At 62.7% G+C, this 10,979-nt stretch carries 4 protein-coding genes; 3 read left to right on the plus strand and 1 reads right to left on the minus strand.

All coding sequences use genetic code 11. The features are described from left to right. Positions 1-1,986 (minus strand): TonB-dependent receptor plug domain-containing protein, encoded by a 1,986-nt coding sequence (locus ACVOLI_RS04775; protein WP_481533739.1) that lies wholly within the window; start codon positions 1,984-1,986, stop codon positions 1-3. 181 nt (positions 1,987-2,167) lie between these two features. Between ACVOLI_RS04775 and ACVOLI_RS04780 the strand changes: the two genes are divergently transcribed. The 3 genes from ACVOLI_RS04780 (at position 2,168) to ACVOLI_RS04790 (ending at position 10,916) form a co-directional block, all read left to right on the plus strand. Beyond that, entirely contained in the window at positions 2,168-2,974 is an 807-nt protein-coding gene (locus ACVOLI_RS04780) for a TOBE domain-containing protein (RefSeq protein WP_481533740.1), read from the plus strand. Positions 2,975-3,547: 573 nt separating this feature from the next. After that, positions 3,548-4,330 carry a hypothetical protein gene (locus ACVOLI_RS04785; RefSeq protein WP_481533741.1) on the plus strand — a complete coding sequence of 261 codons (783 nt, stop codon included), beginning with the start codon at positions 3,548-3,550 and terminating at the stop codon, positions 4,328-4,330. After that, positions 4,269-10,916: an IPT/TIG domain-containing protein gene (locus ACVOLI_RS04790; RefSeq protein WP_481533742.1), complete on the plus strand. Its 6,648-nt coding sequence runs from the start codon at positions 4,269-4,271 to the stop codon at positions 10,914-10,916. The genes ACVOLI_RS04785 and ACVOLI_RS04790 overlap by 62 nt, the downstream gene beginning before the upstream one ends. Positions 10,917-10,979: the final 63 nt, after the last annotated feature.

A 10,979-nucleotide genomic window follows, 5' to 3' on the forward strand; every position in this document is an offset into this window, starting at 1 on the left:
TCAGTACCTCCAGTTGGCATTGGCAAACCAGGTGCGGCCAGGCATGGGGTAGCCATCGGCCAGCTCATACCATTTGTCGCCGATATTGCGCACGCCCAGGTCAAAGCCGACGTTGCCACGCGGCGACCAGCTCGCCTTCAGGCCGCCGATGCCGAAGCCAGGCAGGGCACGCACCGGACGAGTGGTATCGGCATAGCTGACCTTGCGCCCTTGTTCGGCTTCCAGGCTGGCCTGCAGACGCAACTGCGGCAGCAGCTGCCAGCCAACGGCCATGAACAGGCGCTGGCGCGGGCTGTCGAGCAGGGCCACATCCCGGTTCTCGAGGTTGGTGCGCCGCAACCAGGTGTAGCTTCCCTGCAGGTCCCAGTCGCCGCCGATGCGCTGCTGCAAGCCCAGCTCCATGCCGACGTTGCGGGCGCGGCCAATGTTCTGCGCCTGGTTGCAGGTGCGCCCGCCGCACTCAGGCGAGGCAACAACGGCGGTCTGGATCAGGTCATCAATGCGGCTGTGGAACATAGCTGCCTGCAGTTGGCTGCCTTGCCACCAGCTACCGCGCAGGCCCAGTTCGAGATGGGTGGCATGCTCGGGGGCGAGGTCAGGGTTGGGCAGTGCGGCCCCCATGCGTGCCGAGTAGCGATCCTTGATGGTGGGGAAGCGCATGCGACGTGCGGCGCTGGCATACCACTGCTGCTCCGGTGCCAATTGCTGCACGTACTCCAGAACGGCATTGGTGGCATCGGCACTGCCGGTCGGCCAGTAGTAGACACGCTTGGCCTCGCGACGGTCATGGCCGAGGCCTGCGCGCAGGTGCGCGGTGTCAGTCAGTGCGATACGGTCTTCGATTGCCACCGAGGTGGTGACATCGCGGAAGTCCTTGGTCGGCGAGTGTGGGTTGCGCTCGCTGTGCTGGTCTTCCTTGTAATGCAATGCAAGCTGCAGCTGCTGGCGGGGCAGGGCGTCGCTTGCCAAGGTCAGCGAGCCGCCGATTGTCTTGTCGTCGTAGATGCTGGGGAAACTGGTGTTGTCCAGCGCGGTTTGATAGCTGCCGTCGGTGTAGGCCTCCAGTCCGTTGCCGTAGGTGTCGCGGTAGAGGCGGGTGCGCAAGGTCGTGTGCTGACCGAGCTGGGTATTGCCGATGAAGTACAGGCTGTCCTTGTCCCACCATGGCCAGCGCCAGTAACGGATGCCGCTGCGTGCGGTTCCCGTGTACACCGGGTTGCCCTTCTCGCCATCCTGGCGCGCGTAGCCGATGGCATATTCATCGCCCTCACGCGGCGTATAGCCGAGCTTGAATGACAGGCGGCGATCTTCGCGGTCGGCATTACGGCGGTCATCACCGGTGTCGGTAGGTACGCGCTTGTAATCGACGAACCCGTCCGGGAGTGGGAACTCATCCGCCTTCAGGATTGACCAGCCGAGCTGGTAGTACCAATCACCCTGGCGACCGCCGAGGTTGACCGCCGCCTTGCGCTCGCCGCCATCAGCGACGCCCAGCCGCAGGTCAGCCTCGAATGGACGCTCCGGCCGCCGGCTGATCAGGTTGATCGCCCCGCCGAGGATGTTGGGCCCATAGAGCAGTGAAGCAGCGCCACTGGCGACGTCGATCCGGGCCAGGTCGAAGGTGGTGAACCGACCGAAGTCGACATAGCCGTCGTAAGGCACGTACAGCGGGACGCCGTCGAGGAATACCGGCACCTGGCGGTGATCGAAGCCACGCAGGTAGACCATGTCCTCGTTGCGCGAATTGCGTGCCAGGCTGACGCCCGGCAGCACGCTGACTGCCTCTCCGACAGTGTTGCGGTCCAGCTGCTGGATGCGTTCCGCGTCCAGGTTGCGCTCGGCGACAGTGGGAGAGGTGCCGCGCTCGGCGTGGACATCGACACTGCCCAAGGTGAAAACCGGCGGGGCAGTCGCTGTATCGGCAGCTGCGGCCGACAGGGGGAGCAGAAGGGCTGACAGCGGCAGAACGAAACGGCAGGTGCGCATACTCGCATTCCTCGGGTTCGTTATATCCAAGATGATATAACGGTACGGTGAGGTCAACTTCGTGACCGATGCGGGGATTCTCAGGGGGGGAGTGCCGGAGCGTCCTTGATCGATGTCAAGCCGGGTGGAGATGGCGCGCGGCTTACACTGGGCACTGCTTCCGCCGCATGGACCAGACCAGATGAGCGAGACCGACCCCATGCTTGAGCTGAAAGGCAGCCTATGGCTGAAGGTTGCGGGGCAAAGTCTGGGCGGCCGTGGCCGCTTCGCCTTGCTGGGGTTCATTGACGCCTGCGGTTCGATCAGCCAGGCCGCCAAGCGGATGGGCATGACCTACAAGAACGCCTGGGACGCCGTGGACGCCATGAACACGGCAGCCGGCGAACCCTTGGTGGCACGCAGCGTTGGCGGGCGTGGCGGCGGCGGTGCCCAGTTGACCGAGCGCGGACGCCAACTGGTTGCGCGCTTCGAGCAGCTGGAACGTGCGCACCGCGCCTTCCTGCAGTCCCAGCAGACTCCCGCCGGATTGGATGAGGACATGGCGTTGATACGGAGGATCGGCATGATCACGAGTGCGCGCAATCAGTTCCACGGCAGGATCAGTGCCGTTGCGGCGGGCGCAGTGAACGACGAAGTGCAGATCGAAGTCGCGCCTGGGCTCACGGTCGTGGCGACCATCACCCACGGCAGCATGGAATCGTTGGGGCTGGAGGTTGGCATGCCAGTCTACGCACTGGTGAAGGCCTCATCGGTGATTCTGGCGCACGATCAAGGCACGCGATGCTCCGCCCGGAATCAGTTCAGTGGCAAGGTTGCGAGAATTACAGGCGGCGCCGTGAATGATGAGGTTGTGGTGGACATTGGTCACGGTTGCAGTGTGGTTGCAGTCATTACCAGTGATAGCACCAGTTCGCTGGAACTTCGGGAAAGCGAACCGGTGGTGGTGCTGTTCAATGCTTCAAGCGTGATTGTGGGAGTGTCGACCTGATCGGCGAACAGCCCTGATTCTTGATCCTCCGGTCCCTTGGCAGGAAGCAGTGAAGGGTATGCGATGGGGAGGTGTCCCTATCAACCTGCCAAGAACCCCACCCGAAGCCAGCTGCGTAACACCCTGCGCCAGGAGTTGTTGCTCCGCGCCCAGACCCAACCGTAGGGTCAAGGGTCTCAGCTGCCAGCAGGTTGCGCGTCCAAGCCAGCGCAGTGATCGTAAGAGTTTATCTACCGGTCTGATGCCCATTACTAGTTGGGCCGCCTGACGTTGATATCGCTGCTTTCAGGACGTCCTGGCGCATTCCGAGTCTCCCTGGGCCAGCGGGGCAGCTGCCTGTACTGGGCGCGTGTTGGGGGCTGAAAAAAATCTTTCCCCTGCATTGATGGGCTGCTAGATTTACGCCGGGCTGCAGACCATGACTCTCGGCCCAGCCGGGCTGAGGGTAGCCCAAGGGGGAAGGTGGCAGGCTCCTGTCGCACTCCATGTTGCAGGTTTGAAGCGTTGATCCAGTGGGCAGGCCGCCAATGCGTGGACTGCCTCTTCGTGTGTGCAAGACAGGGGAAACATGGAATGAAACAGGCCACTGCCGTCCTTCGGCTGATGCATTGGGTGTGCGTATCGTTGCGTCAGGCGCAGCTGCCCAGTCTGTCCGCATATGCAAACAGGTCCTTCTTCAGCCGGATGGCATGCCTATTGGTGGCGCTGAGCGGCATCACGTTGTCGGCACCCGCTTTGGCGTCGGCTGGTTGCAACGCAATCAATGCACATTGGGGTGGCGGCCTGACACCAGTGGACCAGAATCTCTGGGAGGAGTACGCCTTGGAGCCAGGTGATGTCATTACCTATGACGTGACCAGCTCAGGGAGCGGAAACGCTAACCAGAATGATGGTGCGAGTGGCGCCGGCTTCGCGCTCTATGAGAACAACGCCGCGCAAGGTTCCGCCATCCTGCTGGAGGAATACACGTGGTCAGGTCATGAGCTGAACCAGCATGACTCGCATACCATCAGCACCAACCTGCCGACGTTCACCATCTATGCCTGGTCATTCGGGCCGCAGGGCGGCGTCGTTCAGGCGAAGGTGACCTGCCTTTCTGCTCCGAGCAACGTCTTGCTGGGCAATGCAACCGTGGCCCGTAGCGCTGGCGTGAACGCGCTGATCGGCATGCTGTCCTCCGTTGATAGCGACCCGAATGATTCGGCCACTTATACGCTTGTGTCCGGGGCTGGCAGCACACAACGCAAGCTTCAACATCTCCGGTTCCGAGCTGCGCATAAACGATGCCGCGCTGGTGGCAGCGGGCACCAAGTCCGTGCGTGTTCGCGCCACCGACTCGCATGCGCTGTTCCTTGAGAAGGAATTCCAGATAACGGTGGTGAACGATCTTCCGCCACCAACAATCAGTGCTGTTTCACCCGGCACCGGCCCCACCGCTGGAGGCACGCAGGTAACCATTACCGGCACACGCTTCAGCTCCGCATCGCCGGCCATCAAGTTCGGCGCGACCCTGGCAACGAGCTTTTCCATCGTAAGTGACACCCAGATCATCGCAACTTCGCCGGCATTGCCAGCAGGTTCGATCGACATTACGGTCACGACCTTGGACGGTACCAGCGCTACCAGCGCTGCCGATCGGTTTACCTATGTCAATGCCCCCACGGTCACATGGATTTCCCCCAACGTTGGGCTAACGGGCGGTGGCACCACAGTCACCATCAACGGCACCGGCTTTGCAGCAGCGCCCCACACCGGCGCGGTGAAGTTCGGTGCGACCAACGCGACCTACACCGTTATCAGCAACACCCAGATCGCGGCGACGGCACCTGCCAACTCGGCGGGTACCTACGACATCACCGTGACCAGCCCGGGTGGCACCAGTGCCACCAGCGCGGCGGATCAGTTCACCTATGTCGCTCCCCCCACGGTTACCTCGGTTTCGCCTGCTGGCGGGCCGACGGGCGGCGGTACTTCCGTCGTCATTACCGGTACCGGGTTTGCAGCGGTGCTCCCGACCGGTGCAGTGAAATTCGGCGCTACCAACGCGACCTACACCAAAAACAGCAATACCCAGATCACCGCGACGTCGCCCGCCAATTCGGCGGGTACCTACGACATCACCGTGACGAGCACAAGCGGTACCAGTGCTACCAGTGCCGCGGATCAATTCACCTATGCCGCTGCCCCAACGGTCACCTCGGTTTCGCCTACCGCCGGGCCGACGGGAGGCGGTACGACGGTCAACATCACCGGTACTGGCTTCGCAACGGTGCCCCCGACCGGCGCAGTGAAGTTCGGCGCCACCAACGCGACCTACACCATCATCAGCAACACCCAGATCGTGGCGACGGCGCCTGCCAATTCGGCGGGTACCTACGACATCAGAGTGACAAGCGTGGGCGGCACCAGTGCTACCAGCGCGGCGGATCAGTTCACCTATGTCGCTGCCCCCACGGTTACCTCGGTTTCGCCCACTTCCGGGCCGACGGGCGGTGGCACCACGGTCACCATCACCGGCACTGGCTTTGCAGCAGCGTCCCCCACCGGCGCGGTGAAGTTCGGCGCCACCAACGCGACCTACACCATCAACAGCAATACCCAGATCACCGCGACGTCGCCCGCCAACTCGGCGGGTACCTACGACATCACCGTGACAAGCTTGGGCGGTACCAGTGCTACCAGCGCGGCGGATCAATTCACCTATCTCGCTGCGCCCACGGTCACCTCGGTTTCGCCTACAGCCGGGCCGACGGGCGGTGGTATTTCCGTGATCATCACCGGTACCGGGTTTGCAGCAGTGCCCCCGACCGGTGCAGTGAAGTTCGGCGCCACCAACGCGACCTACACCATCAACAGCAATACCCAGATCACCGCGACGTCGCCCGCCAACTCGGCAGGTACCTACGACATCACCGTGACGAGCCCAGGCGGCACCAGTGCTACCAGCGCGGCGGATCAGTTCACTTATGCCGCTGCACCCACCGTCACATCGGTTTCGCCCACTGCCGGGCCGACGGGTGGCGGCACCACAGTCACTATCACTGGCACGGGCTTTGCAGTGATGGCCCCGACGGGCGCGGTGGCGTTCGGCGGTACCAACGCGACCTACACCATCATCAGCAACACCCAGATCGTAGCGACGGCGCCTGCCAATCTGGCGGGTACCTACGACATCACCGTGGCAAGCGCAGGCGGCACCAGTGCTACCAGCGCGGCGGATCAGTTCACCTATGTGGCACCTCCTACGGTCAGCGCCGTTTCGCCAAGCGTCGGACCGACTGCGGGCGGCACTGCAGTCGTCATCACCGGTACCGGGTTTGCCGCAGCCCCCGCTACCGGTGCGGTGAAATTTGGTGCGACGGCCGCTACCTATACCATCAACAGCAATACCCAGATCACGGCGATCTCACCGGCCAATCTGGCGGGCACTTACGACGTCACCGTGACTGCTGTTGGAGGCACCAGTGCGACCAGCGCGGCCGACCAGTTCATCTATCTCAACGCCCCGACGCTGACGTCGATATCGCCAACGGTCGGGTCGACCAGCGGCGGAACGACAGTCACTGTCAGTGGCACGGATTTCATCGCTGGCAATACTTCGGTGATGATCGGCAACGCAACCATCCCGGCCGGATCGGTGACGGTCATCAACACTGGTACGCTCAGCTTCTCCACTCCAGCGGCAGCAGCGGGGGTGGCCGGTATTACTGTCACTACCTTCGGTGGCGTCAGCCAAGCGAGCTCCGCGGGCGATTTCACCTATCAAACCCCACTGAGCATTACTGCCGATGCTGCCTCCGGATTGAAGGTTGGGGGGAGCTATTACCAATCCAATCCGGCTTCCGGGGGCGTGGCACCGTACGCCTACAGCCTGTATGCAGGCGCGTTCCCGCCTGGGACCACGCTTGATCAAGCAACGGGCATCGTGTCTGGAACACCCACCGTAGCAGGTAGCTTCAGCTACATCGTCGGGGTTCTTGATGGCGCCAGTGCTGCTTCGAACACCTCTATCACCACGGTATCCATTGGCAAGGGTGACCAGACCATCAGCTTCACCACGCAAGCGCCCGCAGCAGCGGTAGGAGGCACACCATATACGGTCGAGGCCAGCTCGAACTCAGGGTTGCAGGTCAACTACGCTCTGGATCTCTCCAGCTCCGGCTGCACCTTGGCTGGCAATACGGTCACCTTCATCGGCGTCGGCACCTGCCGGATCAATGCCAGTCAATCCGGTGATACCAACTGGAATCCGGCACCGCAGGCTCAGCAGAGTTTCGTCATCAACCAGGCACAGGGCCTGGGTCTCAGCATGAGCTTTGCACCTGCGTCCATGGCTGTGGGCTCCGAAGGAACACTGACGCTTGCCTTCACCAACCCAAACGCGAGCACCACGCCCTCCTTCAATGCGACGGTGGGGACGAGTGCTTCATTGCTCTTCCCGGGCATGGCGGTAGGCGGAAATTGTGGTGCCTCCGCATCAAGTACGGGAACGTCCACAGTGAACCTGGATGACCTGCAGATACCCGCGGGCGGTTGTACCGTGACGCTGACCTATCAGGCAACAGGCGCCGGCAGTGCGCAATTGATCTACTCGGGCAGCGTGATTCCGGGTTACCCAGCGCTGGGAAGCGCTGTAAGCAATCAGATCAACGTGCGGCCTTCGATAACCGCCATCTCACCAGCTTCTGGTCCGGCGGGGGAGGTGGTTACGATCACCGGTACCGGCTTCCTCGCTACGGCTGCGGGCAATCAGGTGCTTTTTGGTTCTGTTCCCGGCACGGTGACGGCCGCATCGGCAACCTCGCTGACCGTCACGACGCCCGTTACAGGTAGTGGTGCGGTCAATGTGACTGTTGTGGTCACTGGACAGACAAGCACGGACAACGTCAGCTACAACTTCATCGCCAAGCCGGTCGCGGGCGACAGGTCCGGTGTCACCGTGGCTTACAACACGAGCACTCCCATCGATCTCTCCAGCTCGATCAGCGGCGGGCCACACAGCAGTATCGCGATCGCCACAGCACCGGGGCATGGCACGACGACTGTTGCCGGCAACGTAGTGACCTATCTGCCGACTGTCGGCTACTTCGGTGCGGACAGTTTCACGTATACGGCCACAGGCGCGGGAGGTACTTCCGATGTCGCCACGGTGAGCCTCTCCGTCGCGACGCCAGCAGCTCCGGTGGCTGCAGACCTCGGCGGCATCGCAGTGCCACACAACAGCACGGGGCTGGCGATCGATCTATCAACGTCGATTACCGGTGTGCACAGCGGCATTGCAATCAGCGCCGGACCGACGCACGGAAGCGCGACGGTGGCAGGTGATGTGGTGACCTATGTGCCAACGGCGAACCATGCCGGTCCGGAGAGCTTTACCTATACCGCAACTGGTCCGGGCGGCAGCTCGGCACCGGCGCAGGTCAGTATCACGGTTGGTGTACCGTTGCTTGCAGTAGGCGCGGTGAGCGAGTCGGTTGACTACGGTGCCATTGCAGCGCTGATCAATCTGGATATCACCGGAAAGGCAACCTCGGTCGCAGTTGTAACTGCGCCAGCGCATGGAACGGCGACCGCCAACGGTACTGGTATCAGCTACACCCCGAACCCCGGGTATTCCGGTGCCGACAGTTTCACGTACACCGCGACCGATGCTTTCACCACCACCGCTTCGGCGCCAGTGAGCATTGCGGTCTCTGCCCCGGCGCTGGTCCTGGGGCCGGCAACCCTGCCGGCTGCTACTGCATCAAACACCTATGGGCAGGCGCTATCTGCCGATGGCGGCGCGGCGCCATATATTTACACTTCAACCGCGCTGCCGGCCGGCCTGAGCCTGTCCGCCGACGGTGAGTTGTCTGGTACTCCGACGCTTTCCGGGAACTTCAGTTTCGACATCACCGCAACGGATAGCAGCACCGGCAACGGCCCGTTCTCCGTCACCCGGCATTACACGTTGGTCATCAACGCCCCACAGCTGCAGCTGGATCCTCAGTTGCCGCCGGCGACCGGTGACCAGAACTACCACCAACAGCTAGGTGCACGTGGCGGCACTGCGCCGTACCGGTTCGCCCTGTCTTCCGGCAATTTGCCGCCGGGGCTGGCTTTGACCGAGTCCGGCGAGATAGACGGTGAGCCCACTGCGGCTGGCAACTATGACTTCAGCGTGCAGGTTGCCGATGCGAATGGCTTTACCGCCGTACAGGCCTATCGCTTCATCGTGCAGGCGGCTGGGCAAACCATCAGCAACTTCGTCGCCAACCCGGCCGAACCGGTGTATTCGCAGGGCGGTACGTTTGCCGTGAGCGCCACCGGCGGTGCATCCGGCAACCCGGTGACGTTTGCCTCGACCACGCCAACGGTGTGCACCGTAGGCGGTGCGAGCGTGACCATGCTCGCCGCAGGCACCTGCTCGCTGACGGCCGATCAGGCGGGCAACGCGATGTACCAAGCCGCTGCACAGGTGCGGTTGGATGTGACAGTTGCTGTCGCCATCCCGCAACTGTCCTGGCTGGATGCAATGACCAAGGTCTACGGTGAGCCCACGTTCGAGCTGCCCGAGCCACAGAGCAACAGCACGGGCGCCTTCAGCTTCACCAGTTCCGATCCAGCCGTTGCCACGGTGAGTGGGCGTACCGTCACCTTGGTGGGCGAGGGCACTGCCATGCTGATTGCCAGCCAGGCGGCATCCGGAAGCTATGCGGCCGCATCGGTGCAGCTGCAGTTGACGGTGAGTTCACGTCCCGACCCGACCCGTGATGCGCAGGTCAGTGGCGGCGTGCAGGCGCAGCTGGATTCCACCGTGCGGTTTGCGCAGGTGCAGAGTGACAACATCCGTGACCGCCTGCGCCAGGTACGTGGTGGCAGCAATGACAGCAACTTCAATTTCGCGCTGGCCTATGCCGGTAGCCAAAGTGCGTCTGGCCTGACGATGCCGGTCGGACGCGCCGCCGAAGCGGCACTGCCTGCACTGCCGGAAGGCTGGGGTCTGTGGTTGGCGGGTACGGCGACCTTCGGTAGCGCCGGTCGTGGTGGACGTGCGGGTGGCGGCTTCGACTTCAACACAGGCGGCATCACGCTTGGCGCTGACCGTGCTGTTGGAGAAGACGTACTGCTCGGCATGGCAGGCAGTTGGGGCAAGCAAGGCACCGACTTCGACGGCACGCCGTCCAAGGTTGACGCAGACCAGCATTCGCTGGCTGTTTATGGCTTGTGGCGGCTTGGAGAACACATGTTCGTCGATGGCATGTTGGCCAATGGCAGGCTGGATTTCGATCTCACCCGCTGGAGCGAGACGGTTGCTGCGAGCGCGCATGCCAGCCGCAAGGGCGATCAGTGGTTCGGGTCGCTGACCCTGGGCTATGAGCATCGCAGCCCCTCCGGAATGAGCGTCACGGGTTACGGTCGCTACGATGGCCACCGCGCTACGTTGGATGGTTACCGAGAGGCTGGCCTTGGCGTATACGACCTGGTCTATGGCCGGCAGCAGGTAGACAACAGTGCGTTGGCGGTAGGTCTGGAAGGCAGCCTTACATTCAAGCGCGAGCGTTTGAACTGGCGGCCGCATTGGAGCGTCGAGTACCGCAGCGCATTGGAGAACCGCGGCGATGTTTCGGTGAACTACGTGCAGCGGCCGCAGGGCACCGACTACATCCTGGCAATGCGCAGCTACAACGACGATATGTTCGCACTGGGTGCAGGCATGGACCTGCAATTTGACAGCGGCTGGATGTTCTCGCTGTTGCTTGGCCACGAACAGGGGCGCAATGCAACGCGCAGCAACAGCATCGGCCTGCAGGTACGTTACGGCCAGCAAGGTGCCTCCCAGTCGATGTACAGCGATCAGTACAGTGGCGGATCCTCTGCGGATCAGCGCAATCACTGCCGCGGGCCAACAACGCGTTGTACATCATCCGGAAGTTCGATCGGCGGCAGCCCGTCGCCCTGATGACAGGTCCGCACCGATGAAACGAAGGACATCGGTGCGGACGCATGAATGCGATGGTTGGAT

The sequence above is a fragment of the Stenotrophomonas sp. STEN029 genome, assembly GCF_056760015.1.